We start from the raw sequence: 15,218 nt of genomic DNA, 5'->3' as shown, positions 1-15,218 counted from the left end.
ATGGAAGCCGTATCCCCCACCATCATCCATCTCATCATCTTCGTGCTGGCCATCTACGTGGGCTACCACGTGGTCTGGACCGTCACGCCCGCGCTGCACACGCCGCTGATGGCGGTGACCAATGCCATCTCGGCCATCGTCATCGTCGGCGCCATGCTGGCGGCGGCGCTCACGGAAACGGGCCTGGGCAAGACCATGGGCGTGCTGGCCGTGGCGCTGGCCGCGGTCAACGTGTTCGGCGGCTTCCTGGTCACGCGGCGCATGCTGGAGATGTTCCGCAAGAAAGAGCGCAAGAGCGCTCCGGCCAAGGACGGCAAGGACGCCAAGGCGGAGGGCCAGTCATGAGCATGAACCTCGTCACATTGCTCTACCTGGTGGCCAGCGTCTGCTTCATCCAGGCGCTCAAGGGGCTGTCGCATCCCACCACCTCCATACGCGGCAACCTGTTCGGCATGGCCGGCATGGTGATCGCCGTGCTGACCACGGCGGCGCTCATCGTGCAGCTGGCGGGCGGCAATGCATTGGGCCTGGGCTGGGTACTGCTGGGCCTGCTGGTCGGCGGCACGGCCGGTGCGGTCATGGCCCAGCGCGTGGAGATGACCAAGATGCCCGAATTGGTCGCCTTCATGCACAGCATGATCGGCCTGGCGGCGGTGTTCATCGCCGTGGCCGCCGTGGCCGAGCCCTGGGCCTTTGCCATCACGGCCAAGGGCGGCGCCATTCCGGGCGGCAACCGCGTGGAGCTGGCGCTGGGCGCCTTCATCGGCGCCGTGACCTTCACGGGCTCGGTGATCGCCTTCGGCAAGCTCAGCGGCAAGTACAAGTTCCGCCTGTTCCAGGGTGCGCCCGTGCAGTTCAAGGGCCAGCATGCGCTCAACGCCGTGCTGGGGCTGGCAGCAGCCTTCTTCGTCTTCGGCTTCTGGCACAGCCAAAGCTGGATGGACATCGTGCTGGTCATCGCCCTGGGCCTGCTGCTGGGCGTGCTGCTGATCATTCCGATCGGCGGCGCTGACATGCCGGTGGTCGTGTCCATGCTCAACAGCTACTCGGGCTGGGCGGCGGCGGGCATCGGCTTCTCGCTGAACAACAGCATGCTGATCATTGCGGGTTCGCTGGTGGGCAGCTCGGGCGCCATCCTGAGCTACATCATGTGCAAGGCCATGAACCGCTCGTTCTTCAGCGTGATCCTGGGCGGCTTCGGCGGCGAGGCCACCAGCGCGGCGGCAGGCTCCCAGCAGCAGCGCAACGTGAAAAGCGGCAGCGCCGACGATGCGGCCTTCGTCCTGGGCAATGCCGAGACCGTGGTCATCGTGCCCGGCTACGGCCTGGCCGTGGCGCGTGCCCAGCACGCGGTCAAGGAGCTGGCCGACAAGCTCACCGAGCGCGGCGTGACGGTGAAGTACGCCATCCACCCGGTGGCGGGCCGCATGCCCGGCCACATGAACGTGCTGCTGGCCGAGGCCGAGGTGCCCTACGACCAGGTCTTCGAGATGGAGGACATCAACAGCGAGTTCGGCCAGGCCGACGTGGCCATCATCCTGGGCGCCAACGACGTGGTGAACCCCGCCGCACACGTCAAGGGCAGCCCCATCTACGGCATGCCCATCCTGGAGGCCTACAAGGCCAAGACGGTGATCGTCAACAAGCGCTCCATGGCGGCCGGCTATGCGGGCCTGGACAACGAGCTGTTCTACATGGACAAGACCATGATGGTCTTCGGCGATGCCAAGAAGGTGGTGGAGGACATGGGCAAGGCGCTGGAGTGAGGCGTGCGCCCGGGCTGAAGTCCGAGGAGGGCAGGGCCCAAGCCCTGGCCTCCTTGAAAACGATCTTGGGTCAGCCCCCGGACCGGGTCAGCAATTCGTCCAGCGCATCGGCGATGGCTTGGCCTTCATGCTCCAGTGAGGCCACCACTTCACCCAATTGATCCAGGGCGACTGAAACCATGTCCAGGGCATGCAGGACGACCGGCACGCCTTCAATGACAAACACAGGATTCATCCGCGCACCCACGGTTGGAGTGCCGCGCGGCAGCAGATTCTGCCGAACCAGTGGAACCACGACGCGACGGCGGTAGCGGTCAAACAGCGAGGACTGGACTACGACGACGTAGGGAATCGAGTCGCGCAAGGCTCCCTTGTTGCGATGAACGTCGAATTGCGCCACTAGAGCGTCGAGTGCTCGTCTGCGAACGAACCCACCGCGATGTTGACCGCGTTCCAGTCGCTGGCGCAGGCGTCGGCAAGCCGTTGGCGCTCACGCTGTGCGCCCTCCTGCCTGGCAACGTATTCGGCCAGCAGGGATTCCATGGTGGCCGAGAGATTGTCGGTATAGGCCTTGGCCTGCGTCACCAGATCTGCATTGATCGTGAGATGGATTGGCCGCTTGGCGCTGGAGACAGCAATGGATTTCATCTCGGAACCCTCAGATAAAGATCATGCGCACAGTGTCTGTATGAGAGCGCGACGAGTCAAACCGCCGCGACCCAAGGCCCTGCTTGAACGTCTCACACCTTCATGTCATAGCCGATGGTGACCGGCGCATGGTCCGAGAACTTCACATCCTTGTAGATGTGCTCGGTGCGTGCCAGTGCGGCGGTGGCCGGGGTGGCCAGGTGGTAGTCCAGGCGCCATCCCACGTTGTTGGCATAGGCCTGGCCGCGGTTGCTCCACCATGTGTAGCAGGCGTCCGTGGTGTCGGGCTGGAGCAGGCGATAAACGTCCACAAGACCGCCCGTGGGATCAGTTTTGTGTAACAACTTTGTCATCCACTCGCGCTCTTCGGGCGTGAAACCGCTGTTTTTCTGGTTGCTGCGCCAGTTCTTGAGGTCGATCTGCTGGTGGGCGATGTTGATGTCGCCGCACAGGATGAACTCGCGCTCGCCCTTCATGCGCATCAGGTGATCGTGCATTTCGGCCAGGAAGCGGAACTTGGCCGTCTGGCGCAGTTCGCCCGAGCTGCCGCTGGGAAAGTAGGCGCTGATGATGGACAGCTTGCGCGCGGGCGTGTCGAAGCGCGCCTCCACGTAGCGGCCCTCGGCGTCGAACTCGTGCGAGCCGAAGCCGACCACGACATCGCTGGGCTCGTGGCGGCTGTAGACGCCCACGCCCGAGTAGCCCTTCTTCTCGGCGTAGTGGAAGTGGCCGCGCAGGCCGGCCAGCAGCTCGAAGCGTCCGGTCATGTCGGCGGCCTGGGCCTTGATTTCCTGCACGCAAATACAATCCGGCGCAGTGGCCTCGATCCAGGCTTCGACGCCCTTGGTCGAGGCCGAGCGGATGCCGTTGAGGTTGAGGCTGGTCAATTTGAACAAGGATGAATCCATGGTGGTGAGTAATCTGCAGGCCGATGACACAGGCCGTCTGGCGCAGGAATTTGTGCAATTCGCCGTTGACGCAGGGGTGCTGCGTTTCGGCGAGTTCAAGACCAAGGCCGGGCGCATGAGCCCGTACTTCTTCAATGCCGGCCTGTTCGATGACGGCGGCAAGATGGGCCGTCTCGCCGAATTCTATGCAAAAGCCATCGCGGCCAGCGGCATCGAGTTCGACATGATCTTCGGCCCCGCCTACAAGGGCATCCCGCTGGCCGCCACCGTGGCCGTGGAGTTGGCCCGCATGGGCCTGAACAAGCCCTTTGCGTACAACCGCAAGGAAGCGAAGGACCACGGCGAGGGCGGCACCCTGGTGGGCGCGCCCCTCAAGGGCCGCGTGCTGATCGTGGACGACGTGATGAGCGCCGGCACGGCAGCGCGCGAGTCCATCGCCATCATCCGCGCCGCAGGCGCCACGCCGCATGCCGTGGCGATCGCGCTGGACCGCCAGGAAATGGCCACCGAGAATGGCCAGGACGTGCCCCACAGCGCCGTGCAGTACGTGCGCAACCAGCTGGGCATGCAGGTCTGCACTATTGCAAAACTGGCAGACTTATTGCTTTATCTTGAGATTCAAGGTGGCAGCGAAGGCAGCGGCCACCATGAGCGCGTGCTGGCCTACCGCCAGCGTTACGGAGTCAACGACAAGGAATAAGGGTTTGATGAACAAGGCGTTGCATGCACGGTTCCTGTGGTGCGCCCTGGCTGGTGCCGCGGCTGGCCCTGCCTGCGCCCTGGATGCCGGCGTGCCGGCCGGCATCTATGCATGCACCGACGCCAAGGGCCGGCGCCTGACGGCAGACCGCCCGATTGCCGAATGCGTGGACCGCGACCAGCGTGTGCTGGGCAGCTCCGGTGTGGAGCTGCGCCGCGTCGGCCCCACGCTGACCGACAACGAGCGCGCCGAGCTCGATGCCCAGCGCCGCCGCGAGCAGGCCGAACAGCGCCGTGTGCGCGAGGAGCGCTCGCGCGAGCGCGCCCTGATTGCGCGCTATCCCAACCAGGCCGCGCACGACGCCGAACGCGCCGAGGCCCTGTCGCAGACCGACCAGGTCGCCAACCTGGCGCGCCAGCGCATACAGGAGCTGCAGGCCCAGCGCGTCAAGATCGATGGCGAGATGGAGTTCTACCGCAAGGACCCGTCCAAGGCCCCCGCCTCCCTGCGCCGCCAGCTCGATGAAAACCGCAGCAGCCAGGAAGAGCAGCAGCGCTTCATCCAGCAGCAGGAGCAGGAAAAAAGCCGCATCAACCAGCGCTTCGATGCCGAGCTCGTGTCGCTGCGTGCGCTGTGGAGCGCGGCCGCCGCCGCTGCGGCTCCCACGGGCCGCTGAACGGCCCTTGCCCCCTGTCTTTCCCGTCTGGCACGAACGGCCTGCCGCACGCCCGGTGCGCGTGAATCGGATTCGTCCTGCAAGCGCTGCCATTGCGGCGGTCTAGGCTGTCACTACATTCCCGGCCACGGATTTTCCCGGGCCCTCAGGGCTTGGCTGCTGGTGTGCGCTGCAGCCACAGGTGCCGGGCCGCCGCGAGAAGGGAGCATGCATGACGGCATGGCGATGGTTGACGGTGCTGTGGCTGTGGGCCGCCGGTGCCTGGCTGGCCTGGGGCGGCGCTCAGCTGCTGTGGGCCGGGGGCAGCGGCTACTACGTGGTGGCAGGTGTGCTGCTGTTGGCCGTGGGCCTGGGCGTGGCGCGCCGGTCGGCCATGGCGCTGTGGCTGTTTGCGCTGTGGCTGCTGGGCACCGCGCTGTGGGCGGTCTGGGAGATAGGGCTGGACTGGTGGTCGCTGGCGGGGCGCCTGGGGGTGCCCTGGTTGATGGGCCTGCTGCTGGTGCTGCCCTGGTCGGTGCGTGCGCTGCGCCATGAGCCCGACATGGGCCAGAACCGGGGCCTGGCACCAGCCCATGCGGCGCTTGCGCTGGTGGTGCTGGGCACGGCCATTCTTGCGGGCCTGTCATTCGGGCGCCAGCGCGATGCCCATGAAACCCAGGGCCAGTTTGCGGGCGCGGCCGCCGCCGCGTCGGACCTGCCGGCCGACGGCCAGGTCACGGCCGTGCAGAACATGTCCATGGTGGCCTCCGATGCCGGTGGCCTGCGCAGCCCGCCGGTGCTGCAGGGCGATGCCACCGATGCCGTGCCCGATGGCGAATGGCACGCCTATGGCCGCACCGGAGCGGGCCAGCGCTATTCGCCGCTGCGCCAGATCGGCCCGCACAACGTGCGGCTGCTGCAATTGGCCTGGGAGTTCCGCACGGGCGATGTGCGCGGCAAACCCGGCGATCCCGAAGAAACCACGTTCGAGGTCACGCCGCTGAAGATCGGCGAGCGCCTGTTCCTGTGCACGCCCCATCAATCGGTGATTGCGCTCGATGCCACCACGGGCAAGCAGCTGTGGCGGCGCGACCTGCCCATGCCCAAGGGGCTGGCGCTGCAGCATCTGACCTGCCGGGGCCTGTCCTACCAGTCGGCGCAGGCGGCCGCGCAGTTCGATGCGGCGGCAGGGCAGACGCATTCGGCGGTGGCGCCGGCTGCAAGGAAGTCCGGCGCGCAGGCCATGCCTGCACCCACCGCCGCATCCACGGCTTCGGCTTCTGCAGCCCCTGGCGATGACGGCCGCTGCACCGCCAAGCTGTTCATGGCCACGGCCGACGGCAAGGTGGTCGCGCTCAATCCCGCAGATGGCCAGGCCTGCAGCAATGTGGCGGGCGGCCAGGGCCAGATCGACCTCTGGCAGGGCATGCCCGAGCGCAAGCCGGGCTCGTACTACTCGACCTCGCCGGTGGTGGTGGCGCGCGACCGCATCATCGTGGGCGGCACGGTGCTGGACAACCATTCCACGCGCGAGCCTTCGGGCGTGATCCGTGCGTTCGACATCCGCTCCGGCGCGCTGCTGTGGGCCTGGGACCCGGGGCGGCCAGGCAACAGCACGCCGCTGCCCCCGGGGCAGACCTATGTGCCCAGCTCGCCCAACAGCTGGTCCATCTCCAGCGTGGACGAGACGCTGGGCCTCGTCTTCGTGCCCATGGGCAATGCGCCGCCCGACCAATGGGGCGGGCGGCGCAGCGCCGAGGCCGAGCAGTATTCTTCCTCGGTGGTGGCGCTGGACATTGCCACGGGTGCCGTGCGCTGGGTGTTCCAGACCGTGCACCACGATCTCTGGGACTACGACGTGCCCTCGCAGCCCAGCCTGATCGACCTGGAGATCGGCGGCCACAGCGTGCCCGCCCTGGTGCAGCCCACCAAGCAGGGTGAGCTGTTCGTGCTGGACCGGCGCACGGGCCAGCCGCTGCTGCCCGTCACCGAGGTGGCTGCGCCGCAGGGCGCGGCACGCGGCGACCGCACGGCGCCCACGCAGCCGCATTCGCAACTGAGTTTCAACCCCCCGGCCCTGACCGAGCGCGACATGTGGGGCGCCAGCCCCTTCGAGCAACTGTGGTGCCGGCTGGCCTTTCGCCGCCTGCGCTACGAGGGACGCTTCACGCCGCCCTCGGAGCAGGGCTCGCTGATCTATCCGGGCAATTTCGGCGTTTTCAACTGGGGCGGCGTGGCCGTGGACCCGCGCCGGCAGGTGGTGTTTGCCACGCCCACGCGGCTGGCCTTCGTCTCCACCCTGGTGCCGCGTGCGGACGATACCTCGCTGCTGGTGCAGGATGGCGGCCCGCCCAAGGACGGCCTGCCCGCGCTCAACGAAAACTTCGGCGCACCGTTTGCGGTGCGGCTCAAGCCCTTTGTCTCGCCGCTGGGCATTCCCTGCCAGGCGCCGCCCTGGGGCTTTGTGGCGGGTGCCGACCTGCGCACGGGCCAGATCGTCTGGCAGCGCCGCAACGGCACGCCGCGTGACCTGAGCCCGCTGCCGCTGGGCTTTCGCATGGGCGTGCCCGGCATTGGCGGCCCGGTGATGACCGCTGGCGGCATGGCCTTCTACTCGGGGGCATTGGACAACTATGTGCGCGCCTATGACGTGGACAGCGGCCGCCAGCTCTGGCAGGACCGACTGCCCGCTGGCGGCCAGGCCACGCCCATGACCTACCTGGGCACGGACCAGCGCCAGTACCTGGTGGTGGTGGCGGGTGGGCATGGTTCGACCGGCACCAAGGCCGGGGACAGCGTGCGCGCCTATGTGCTGCCCAAGGAGGTGGCGGCGCCCTGAAGCGCTCAGCGCCGTGGGGGTCTGCGCCGGGTCATGCCGATCCGGCCCGGCCCAGCATGCGCAGCACGCGCGTGACCAGCAGCGCGGCCACCCAAGCCAGTCCGCCGATCAGAAACGGCAGGCGCAGCAGCGCGCCTTGCTGGGCGAACAGCATCAGCGCGTCCGCCTTCCACAGCGCGGCATAGCCCGTGTACAGGCCGTAGGCCAGCCAGGCCAGCACCCCCAGGGCGAACAGGGCCGCCATGCGCCGGGCGCTGCGGCCATCGCGCGAATCCGCGGGCAGGGCGCGCGTGCCGTGCCAGACCCAGCCGATGGAGGCGAGCACCAGCAAGGCACTGGCTGCCACGGACAGCTGCAGCCAGGTATGGGGAGAGAGTGAGGACATCAAAAGGAAACTGCGCGCCGGCACCGTGCCGGCCGCAGCGAGTGTAGCGGCGCCGTGCTTTGCGCCGCCTGCGCGCTCAGGCCGGCTGCCAGACGGTGGCGCCGTGGCCCTGGCCGCCGCTTCCGGGCACGGCATGGATGCCCAGCACGGCCGCGTGGCGCTGCAGCAGGGCGTCGAATTGCTCGGTGCTTTCCGCCGTGGCCGGGGCGTCGTCGTATTCGCTGGCCACCTGGTCCGTGGTGAAGGAGCTGGCGCCGAACTTCTGGACGATGTTGCGCAGCTTGTCGAGATTGGGGCTGGTGGATGGGGTCATGGCAACTCCTTGGGGTCATGGACGCCTGCTGCGCCGCAGGCCTGTGGGCCAGTGTAGCCCCGGGGCCTGGGCAGGCCATCCGGGGCATCCCCGCAAAGCGGCGTAGGACTTGGAACCCGCCGTCAGCCGCCCGTGGCCACGGGGCCGGCGCTCAGCACTTCGGCCAGCGGCTTGCGGGGCGAGGGCACCTCGCGCTCGCGCAGATCATCGGGCAGGGTGGCGGCATCGCCACGCCAGCCCACGGCGATCACCACCTCGGGCTCCAGGTGCTCGGGCAGGCGCAGCACCTCGCGTGCGGCGTCGGCCGAGAAGCCGCCCATGGCGTGCGTGGCCAGGCCCATGGCATGGGCTTCCAGCGCCAGGTAGCCCCAGGCGCAGCCCGCGTCGAAGCTGTGCTTGCCGGGCGAGGCCTGGCGGTCGGACATCAGCACGATCAGCGCGCTCGCCTCCAGGCACCAGCGGCGGTTGAACTCGTTGGGGATGGTGCTGAAGGCCTGCCAGTTCGCATCGCCGCGCAGCGCATAGGCAAAGTGCCAGGGCTGCTTGTTGCTGGCCGAAGGCGCCCAGCGCGCGGCGTCGGCCAGTTGCTCGATCTGGGCCTGGCTCAGTGCCTCCGGCCTGAAGGCGCGCGGCGACATGCGGCCCAGGAATTGCGGATGGATGGGAGTGGTGGTGTTGCGTGTCATGCGGATAGGCGGCAAGCAGAAAGGAAAGCGGCAACGATAGCGCAAGGCCTCAGGGCTGGCGCGGTGCCTGGCCATGCTGCTGGCTGATCACGCGCAGGTGGCGCTCCATGCGGATGAAGACCAGCACCATCACCACCAGCACAAGGAATGACATCAGCATGCTCCAGAAGGCCGTCTCCACGGCGCCGAAGCGCTCCTTCCATGAGCTGCTGCCTTGGCTGTCCTCGCCGCGCAGCGCGCGCGCCGCATTGTCCAGGGACAGCGTGTAGTTCAGCAGCACCGTGGACAGGATCTGCTGGGCCGTCTGCGCCTGCAGCCGCGGCTCCAGGGCGGCATTGCCGAAGACCTGCTCCAGCGCGGCGGGCAGGCCCTGCACATAGGCCGCATAGGCGCCCTTGCCGTGTTCCAGCTCGGCGGCCTGGGCGCGCTCGTGGATGGCGGCGGCGGTATCCACGGGCTCGACCATCCAGCCGTCTTCCTCGTCGGTGGAGGCGGCTGCGGCAGCCGCTGCATCTGCAGCCGCTGCGTCGGCCGCCGCATCCACGGCACCGGCATCGCCTTCGCGCTGGCCGCGTTCCTGGATGCGGCGCTGCACATCGGCCTCGGATGGCAGGGCGTCGCCTTGCAGCAGCGGGTGCAGCGGCGCCAGGCCCCGGGCCTGGTTGTCCCGCTCGGTGCGCTCGCGCCGCGCGGGATCCTTGTTCACGTAGGCGCGCACCAGGGCGTCGGCCTTCTGGAAGGCGGGGCGCAGCGCCGGATCGGCCAGGCGCTTTTCCATGGCGGGTTCGCCGCCGCCCGCGCCCAGGTCGCGGCTGGTTTCGTCCACGACGAACTGCAGGTCGGGCCTGGCGTCCTTCCAGTTCAATTCCTGGGCCACGGCCTGGGGCGCCTCGGCCTTGCCGGGCCTGAAGCTCTCCCAGGTCCACAGTGCCATGCCCACCAGCACGAGCAGGGAGAACACCAGCAGCACCACGCGCACCACCTGCACCAGCAGGTCCTCGATCCTGCGCAGCATGTTTGTAATCATCGGATTCCTCGGTTGGTTCGTAAAACAAGGGCGCGTCCGGCCCGCCTGCAGGCCTGTTCTGTTGCTATTGATTTGAAAGCGCCGGACACAGACGCGCGAATTCTAGGAAGGCTGCCGCGCACGGGCGCACCGGTTCTCAATGTTTTACATTTCGCGCCAATCTCGAAGTGTGCATGTGCTCCCGTGGCATGCACCGTCCTGCAATGAGTGCCTGCCGGATGGCGGGGCGTTCATGGCCGCAGGGCGCATGGTTCTCCCGCTTGCGGGCGCGCAGGCTTTGGGCCTACCGGCTGTAGCGGCTTCCCGAATCCGCTGTAATGCTCGCTCTGATTTCTGACTGACTAGAGAGGGCTCGCCCATGACCAAAACGTCGCTGGATAAATCGAAGATCAAGTTCCTGCTGCTCGAAGGCATCCACCCTTCCGCACTCGAAGTGCTGCGCAACGCGGGCTACACCAATGTGGAGACCGTGACGGGCGCGCTGGAAGGCGAGGAGCTCAAGCGCAAGATCGCCGACGTGCACTTCGTCGGCATCCGTTCGCGCACGCAGCTGACGGCCGACGTGTTCGCCGCCGCGCAAAAGCTCGTGGCCGTGGGCTGCTTTTGCATCGGCACCAACCAGGTGGACCTGGACGCGGCGCGCGAGCGCGGCGTGGTGGTCTTCAACGCGCCTTACTCCAATACGCGCTCGGTGGCCGAGCTGGTGCTGGCCGAAGCCATCCTGCTGCTGCGCGGCGTGCCCGCCAAGAACGCCTCCGCCCACCGCGGCGGCTGGCTCAAGAGCGCCGAGAATTCCTACGAAATCCGCGGCAAGACGCTGGGCATCGTGGGCTACGGCTCCATCGGCACCCAGCTGTCGGTGATGGCCGAGTCGGTGGGCATGCAGGTGCTGTTCCATGACGTGTCCACCAAGCTGCCGCTGGGCAATGCGCGCCAGGCCGCATCGCTGGCCGATCTGCTGGCCGGCAGCGACATCGTCACCCTGCACGTGCCCGAGCTGCCCTCCACCCAGTGGATGATCGGCGCCAAGGAAATCGCGGCCATGAAGCCCGGCGCCATCCTGATCAATGCCTCGCGCGGCACCGTGGTGGAAATCGAGCCGCTGGCCGAGGCCCTGAAGGCCGGCAAGCTGCTGGGTGCCGCCATCGACGTGTTCCCCACCGAGCCGCGCAGCAACAAGGATGAATTCGTCTCGCCCCTGCGCGGCCTGGACAACGTCATCCTGACCCCGCACGTGGGCGGCTCCACCATGGAAGCCCAGGCCAACATCGGCCTGGAAGTGGCCGAGAAGCTGGTCAAGTACAGCGACAACGGCACCACCACCTCGGCGGTGAACTTCCCCGAAGTGGCCCTGCCCGCCCACCCCGGCCAGAACCGCATCCTGCACGTGCACCACAACCAGCCCGGCGTGCTGTCGGCCATCAACCAGGTCTTTGCCGAGAACGGCATCAACATCGCCGGCCAGTACCTTCGCACCGACGAGAAGGTGGGCTATGTGGTGATCGACCTGGCGGCCCAGTCCTCGGGTCTGGCCGTGGAAAAGTTGACCCAGGTTCCGGGCACCATCCGCTGCCGCGTGCTGTTCTGATGGCCAGGTTTCAGGAAGCTGCGCTTGGGCGCACTTCCTGAAACTGGCGCATTGCCGGGTCGCCCTGTCTGCCCGGCTGCAGCAGCAGCCGCATCAGATCCGTGCGCGTGATCAGGCCGGTCAGCCGGCCTTCGCGCATCACGGGAATGCAGGGCACGCTGTGCCGGGCCAGGGCGTCCAGCAACTGGCCCACGGGCGTGTCTTCGTCCACGCTGAGTTCAGGCGCATGAACCAGCTGGGGCAGCTCCGACAGGCGGGGCACGGCCCGGGTCTTGCCGGGCAGGCGCTGGCCCAGCCAGTTCAACAAAGAAGGTTTTGCCGCAGATTCGGCCGGGCGCACGGGGCTCATCCACAGCCACTCGTACAGCTCGGCGCGGGAGACCGTGCCGGCCAGGCCGCCATCGGCGTCCAGCACCGGCAGGCTCTTGGCCGGGTGCGCGCGAAAGCGTGCGGCCACGGCGTGCACGTCGTCGTCCATGGAGCAGCTCACGGGATGGCGCGTCATCAGCTGGGCGCAGCGCACGCCGCCCAGCCGGTGCTCGATGGCGGTTTCCTCGGCGGCGGCCAGCAGCTCGGCCAGGTCATCGGCTTCCAGGTTGTTTTCCTGGCCGAAGCGCAGCAGCAGCCCCTCCAGATCGGCATGGGACAGGCCCAGGCGCGAGGCATGGCGATGGGCCGCATCGGCGGGCGCGGCCTTGGGCGCCGTGTCGGCATGGTGGGGATAGCGCCGGCCCGTGGCGCGGTGGAGCGCCGTGGCCGCCAGGACCAGCCCCAGTGTCAGCGCGCCCACGGGCAGAAAGGGCAGCATCCAGCCGGCGGCCAGCGAGGCCTTGGCGTTGAGCACCGTCAGCAGGGCCATGGCGCCACCTGGCGGGTGCAGCGAGCGCGTCAGCAGCATGCAGCCTATGGCGCCGCCCACGGCCAGTGCAGGGGCCAGCTGGGGCGGGCACCACTGCAGCACGAACAGGGCCCAGAGCGCCGACACCGTATTGCCCACCACGCAGGACCAGGGCTGGGCCAGCGGGCTGGTGGGCACGGCGAACAGCAGCACGGCCGTGGCGCCCAGTGGCGCGAACAGGCGCAGGGGAAGATCCCAGGTGCCCGCATGCGCCAGCCAGACCAGGGCCGTGGCCAGCCCCATGCCCACGATGGAGCCCATGGCCACGCGCCACATGTCCGCAGGCGCGGGGCGTGGCACCACCGGCCCCCATGCTTTTCTGTTCCAGCCCATGGCCTTGTTGTCTTTTTGTCTTTGCCTGCGCGGCCCCGGGGCAGGGCTGCAAAAGCGCGTCATTTTAGGAAGGGACGCCGCTCTTGCTGGCAGCATGGGCTTTGCACCCTTTCGGTGCGGCGCGCCTGCCGGCTCAGTCCACCACGGACTGGTACACGCCCTCGCGCATCACCCAGCGGTAGGGAATGCGCTGGGCCATGGACTGCATCATGAGGATGGCGAACAAATCCTCCTTCGGATCCACCCAGAAGAAGGTGCCGTAGATGCCGCTCCATGAAAAATCGCCCACGCTGCCCGGCAGCGGGTTGAGGCCGGGCGCCGTGCGCACCGCAAAGCCCAGGCCGAAGCCCTGGCCCACCTCGGGCGAGGGCAGCTGGGCGCCGAAATACGCCATATCCGGCCCCATGCGCACGCTGGCGGGCAGGTGGTTGGTGGTCATCAGCTCCACGGTCTTGCGCGAGACCAGGCGCACGCCGTCCAGCGTGCCGCCGTTGCACCAGAACAGGCACAGCCGCGCATAGTCGGCCATGGTCGAGACCATGCCCCCGCCGCCCGACTCGAACATCATGGCGCGCGTGACCGGGGGGATGGGCGGCATCTGTTTCTGCGGCCCTTCGGGCTGGGGCCGGGCGGCCCGTGCGATCTCGCTGTCGGGTGCATGAAAGCCCGTGTCGGCCATGCCCAGCGGCCCGGTGATGTGCTCGCGCACGAAGGCGGCCAGCGTCTGGCCGCTGACCACCTCGACCACGCGGCCCAGCACGTCGGTGGACATGCCGTATTCCCAGGTCTCGCCGGGCTGGGCCACCAGCGGCAGCTGCGCGAGCTTGGTGATGAACTGCGCATTGGTGAACTTGCCGCTGAACAGGCCCGCATCCAGGTACATCTTCTTGACGGGGTGCTCGGTGCCGGCGAATCCATAGGGAATGCCGGAGGTGTGGCGCAGCAGGTCCTGCAGCGTGATGGAGCGCGCCAGCGGCGCGCGCTCCAGGCCCACGCGCAGCGCGGCCAGCTCGGGCAGGTACTGCTCCACGGGCTCGATGATGGACAGCCGCCCCTGCTCGGCCAGCATCATGATGGCCAGCGAGGTGATGGGCTTGCTCATGGAGGCGATGCGGAAGATGGCATCGGGCCGCATGGCCGTGCCGGCCTCGGGGTCCAGCAGGCCGAAGCTCTCCAGGTAGGCCAGCTTGCCGCGCCGCGCCACCAGGGCCACGGCGCCCGGGATCTCGCCGGTGTCCACGCCGCGCTGCAGCCGGGCCGACAGGCGCGCCAGGCGCGCGCTGCCCAGGCCCACGGTTTCAGGGGAGTCGGCCCAGGGCAGGCCGGGGATGTGCAGGCGGTCGGTGCTGGCGGTCATGGAGTCTCCTGTGGTGTGCGCCGATTGTTCCGGCAGATGGCCTGGTGCGCTGTTGGCTGCGGGACAGCGGCGTGCGGGTGCAGCGGGCATGCCGCCGCTAAACTGGCCCGCAGGAGACAACGACACCATGAAGCAGATCATTCTGGCCGCCGCAGCCTGCGCGGCCGCCGCCTTTGCCATGCCGGCCAGCGCCGCCTATCCCGACAAGCCCATCCGCCTGGTCGTGCCCTTCCCGCCCGGGCAGGCCACGGACATCTTTGCGCGCGCGCTGGCGGAAAAGCTCGCCCAGAAGCTGGGCCAGCCGCTGGTGGTGGAGAACAAGGCCGGGGCCGGCAGCAACATCGGCAGCGAGCAGGTGGTGCGCAGCCCGGCCGACGGCTACACGCTGCTCGTGGCCGGCAGTGCCATGGCCGTGAACCAGACGCTGTACAAGAAGGTGAATTTCGACCCGCGCACCGACCTGGTGGGCATCACGCTGATCGCCAAGGTGCCGCTGGTGTTCCTGGCGCACCCGGGTGCGGGCATCCAATCCATGAAAGATCTGGTGGCCAAGGCGCGTGCCGAGCCGGGCCGCTGGAACTACGCCAGCGCCGGCATCGGCGGCACCCAGCACCTGAGCGCCGAGATGGTCAAGGCGCGCGCCAAGATACAGATAGAGCACATCCCCTACAAGGGCAGCGGCCCCGCGCAGGCGGACTTCGTGGGCGGCCAGGTGCCGCTGATGGTGGATTCGGTGACGGCCGCCCTGCCCAATATCCAGGCGGGCAAGGCGGTGCCGCTGGGCGTGACGTCCAGCGCCCGCTCCAGCCAGCTGCCCGAGGTGCCGGCCATTGCCGAATCGGGCCTGCCCGAGTTCCGGGGCTTCGAGGCCGTGGGCTGGCTGGGCCTGATGGCGCCCAGGGGCACGCCGCAGGAAGTGATAGACCGGCTCAACCGCGAGGCCGTGGCCATCCTGCGCAGCCCCGAGATGCGCAAGTTCATCAGCGACCGGGGATCGGAGGCTGCGCCCACCACGCCCCGCGAGATGGATGCCTTCGTGGCCTCCGAGATCACGCAGTGGGGCCAGGCCGTGCGGCAGTCGGGCGCCTCGGTGGATTGAGGCAGGCGCCCCCCCG

Annotated in this window: 16 protein-coding genes; 7 read left to right on the top strand and 9 right to left on the bottom strand. The window is 68.3% G+C overall.

Features of this window, described 5'->3' with window-relative positions; all coding sequences use genetic code 11:
- Positions 1-345 (top strand): NAD(P) transhydrogenase subunit alpha, encoded by a 345-nt coding sequence (locus BW39_RS11715; RefSeq protein WP_012202276.1) that lies wholly within the window; start codon positions 1-3, stop codon positions 343-345.
- On the top strand, positions 342-1,766 hold the full coding sequence (locus tag BW39_RS11710; RefSeq protein ID WP_012202277.1) for an NAD(P)(+) transhydrogenase (Re/Si-specific) subunit beta: 1,425 nt from the start codon (positions 342-344) through the stop codon (positions 1,764-1,766). Before BW39_RS11715 ends, BW39_RS11710 begins: the two co-directional genes overlap by 4 nt.
- Before the next feature lie 70 nt (positions 1,767-1,836).
- Here BW39_RS11710 and BW39_RS30310 read toward each other — a convergent pair whose 3' ends face one another.
- From BW39_RS30310 to BW39_RS11700, 3 genes are all read right to left on the bottom strand, one after another.
- Entirely contained in the window at positions 1,837-2,166 is a 330-nt protein-coding gene (locus BW39_RS30310) for a CcdB family protein (protein WP_043791081.1), read from the bottom strand.
- Positions 2,166-2,414 (bottom strand): type II toxin-antitoxin system CcdA family antitoxin, encoded by a 249-nt coding sequence (locus BW39_RS11705; RefSeq protein ID WP_043791083.1) that lies wholly within the window; start codon positions 2,412-2,414, stop codon positions 2,166-2,168. Before BW39_RS11705 ends, BW39_RS30310 begins: the two co-directional genes overlap by 1 nt.
- Positions 2,415-2,506: 92 nt before the next feature.
- Complete coding sequence (locus tag BW39_RS11700; protein WP_013800210.1) at positions 2,507-3,310, bottom strand: exodeoxyribonuclease III; 804 nt, start codon at positions 3,308-3,310, stop codon at positions 2,507-2,509.
- 10 nt (positions 3,311-3,320) lie between these two features.
- On the opposite strand from BW39_RS11700, the gene pyrE reads away from it, so the two are divergent.
- The 3 genes from pyrE (at position 3,321) to BW39_RS11685 (ending at position 7,516) form a co-directional block, all read left to right on the top strand.
- Positions 3,321-4,022, top strand: a complete 702-nt coding sequence (gene pyrE, locus BW39_RS11695) for an orotate phosphoribosyltransferase (protein WP_013800211.1) — start codon at positions 3,321-3,323, stop codon at positions 4,020-4,022.
- Between the two features lie 7 nt (positions 4,023-4,029).
- Positions 4,030-4,698: a hypothetical protein gene (locus tag BW39_RS11690; RefSeq protein ID WP_043821876.1), complete on the top strand. Its 669-nt coding sequence runs from the start codon at positions 4,030-4,032 to the stop codon at positions 4,696-4,698.
- 211 nt (positions 4,699-4,909) lie between these two features.
- Positions 4,910-7,516: a membrane-bound PQQ-dependent dehydrogenase, glucose/quinate/shikimate family gene (locus tag BW39_RS11685; protein ID WP_043821875.1), complete on the top strand. Its 2,607-nt coding sequence runs from the start codon at positions 4,910-4,912 to the stop codon at positions 7,514-7,516.
- Positions 7,517-7,547: 31 nt separating this feature from the next.
- On the opposite strand, the gene BW39_RS11680 is transcribed toward BW39_RS11685, so the two are convergent.
- The 4 genes from BW39_RS11680 to BW39_RS11665 form a co-directional block, all read right to left on the bottom strand.
- Complete coding sequence (locus tag BW39_RS11680; protein WP_043821873.1) at positions 7,548-7,901, bottom strand: hypothetical protein; 354 nt, start codon at positions 7,899-7,901, stop codon at positions 7,548-7,550.
- A gap of 76 nt (positions 7,902-7,977) precedes the next feature.
- Entirely contained in the window at positions 7,978-8,214 is a 237-nt protein-coding gene (locus tag BW39_RS11675; RefSeq protein WP_013800215.1) for a hypothetical protein, read from the bottom strand.
- A 122-nt stretch (positions 8,215-8,336) separates the two neighbouring features.
- Entirely contained in the window at positions 8,337-8,900 is a 564-nt protein-coding gene (locus BW39_RS11670) for a nitroreductase family protein (RefSeq protein WP_043821871.1), read from the bottom strand.
- A 49-nt stretch (positions 8,901-8,949) separates the two neighbouring features.
- On the bottom strand, positions 8,950-9,927 hold the full coding sequence (locus tag BW39_RS11665) for a hypothetical protein (RefSeq protein WP_043821870.1): 978 nt from the start codon (positions 9,925-9,927) through the stop codon (positions 8,950-8,952).
- A 358-nt stretch (positions 9,928-10,285) separates the two neighbouring features.
- On the opposite strand from BW39_RS11665, the gene serA reads away from it, so the two are divergent.
- Complete coding sequence (gene serA, locus BW39_RS11660; protein ID WP_012202286.1) at positions 10,286-11,515, top strand: phosphoglycerate dehydrogenase; 1,230 nt, start codon at positions 10,286-10,288, stop codon at positions 11,513-11,515.
- 10 nt (positions 11,516-11,525) lie between these two features.
- Here the strand turns inward: serA and BW39_RS11655 are convergent, their stop codons facing one another.
- Both BW39_RS11655 and BW39_RS11650 read right to left on the bottom strand, forming a co-directional pair.
- A complete protein-coding gene (locus tag BW39_RS11655; RefSeq protein ID WP_235264199.1) occupies positions 11,526-12,716 on the bottom strand; it encodes an HPP family protein in 1,191 nt (396 codons plus the stop codon).
- A gap of 163 nt (positions 12,717-12,879) precedes the next feature.
- On the bottom strand, positions 12,880-14,103 hold the full coding sequence (locus BW39_RS11650; RefSeq protein ID WP_043821869.1) for a serine hydrolase domain-containing protein: 1,224 nt from the start codon (positions 14,101-14,103) through the stop codon (positions 12,880-12,882).
- A gap of 127 nt (positions 14,104-14,230) precedes the next feature.
- Here BW39_RS11650 and BW39_RS11645 point away from each other — a divergent pair, with 127 nt between their 5' ends.
- Positions 14,231-15,202 (top strand): tripartite tricarboxylate transporter substrate binding protein, encoded by a 972-nt coding sequence (locus BW39_RS11645; RefSeq protein WP_043821867.1) that lies wholly within the window; start codon positions 14,231-14,233, stop codon positions 15,200-15,202.
- Positions 15,203-15,218: the final 16 nt, after the last annotated feature.

The organism is Delftia sp. RIT313, from assembly GCF_000632165.1.
Classification (GTDB): Bacteria; Pseudomonadota; Gammaproteobacteria; order Burkholderiales; family Burkholderiaceae_C; genus Comamonas; species Comamonas acidovorans.
This window is presented reverse-complemented; position numbering and strand designations above follow the sequence as displayed.

Coding starts and splice junctions, on each gene's coding strand:
- BW39_RS11715 (WP_012202276.1), top strand. CDS start 1: ATGGAAGCCGTATCCCCCACCATCATCCATCTCATCATCTTCGTGCTG.
- BW39_RS11710 (WP_012202277.1), top strand. CDS start 342: ATGAGCATGAACCTCGTCACATTGCTCTACCTGGTGGCCAGCGTCTGC.
- BW39_RS11705 (WP_043791083.1), bottom strand. CDS start 2,414: ATGAAATCCATTGCTGTCTCCAGCGCCAAGCGGCCAATCCATCTCACG.
- pyrE (WP_013800211.1), top strand. CDS start 3,321: ATGGTGGTGAGTAATCTGCAGGCCGATGACACAGGCCGTCTGGCGCAG.
- BW39_RS11690 (WP_043821876.1), top strand. CDS start 4,030: ATGAACAAGGCGTTGCATGCACGGTTCCTGTGGTGCGCCCTGGCTGGT.
- BW39_RS11685 (WP_043821875.1), top strand. CDS start 4,910: ATGACGGCATGGCGATGGTTGACGGTGCTGTGGCTGTGGGCCGCCGGT.
- BW39_RS11680 (WP_043821873.1), bottom strand. CDS start 7,901: ATGTCCTCACTCTCTCCCCATACCTGGCTGCAGCTGTCCGTGGCAGCC.
- BW39_RS11675 (WP_013800215.1), bottom strand. CDS start 8,214: ATGACCCCATCCACCAGCCCCAATCTCGACAAGCTGCGCAACATCGTC.
- BW39_RS11670 (WP_043821871.1), bottom strand. CDS start 8,900: ATGACACGCAACACCACCACTCCCATCCATCCGCAATTCCTGGGCCGC.
- BW39_RS11665 (WP_043821870.1), bottom strand. CDS start 9,927: ATGATTACAAACATGCTGCGCAGGATCGAGGACCTGCTGGTGCAGGTG.
- serA (WP_012202286.1), top strand. CDS start 10,286: ATGACCAAAACGTCGCTGGATAAATCGAAGATCAAGTTCCTGCTGCTC.
- BW39_RS11650 (WP_043821869.1), bottom strand. CDS start 14,103: ATGACCGCCAGCACCGACCGCCTGCACATCCCCGGCCTGCCCTGGGCC.
- BW39_RS11645 (WP_043821867.1), top strand. CDS start 14,231: ATGAAGCAGATCATTCTGGCCGCCGCAGCCTGCGCGGCCGCCGCCTTT.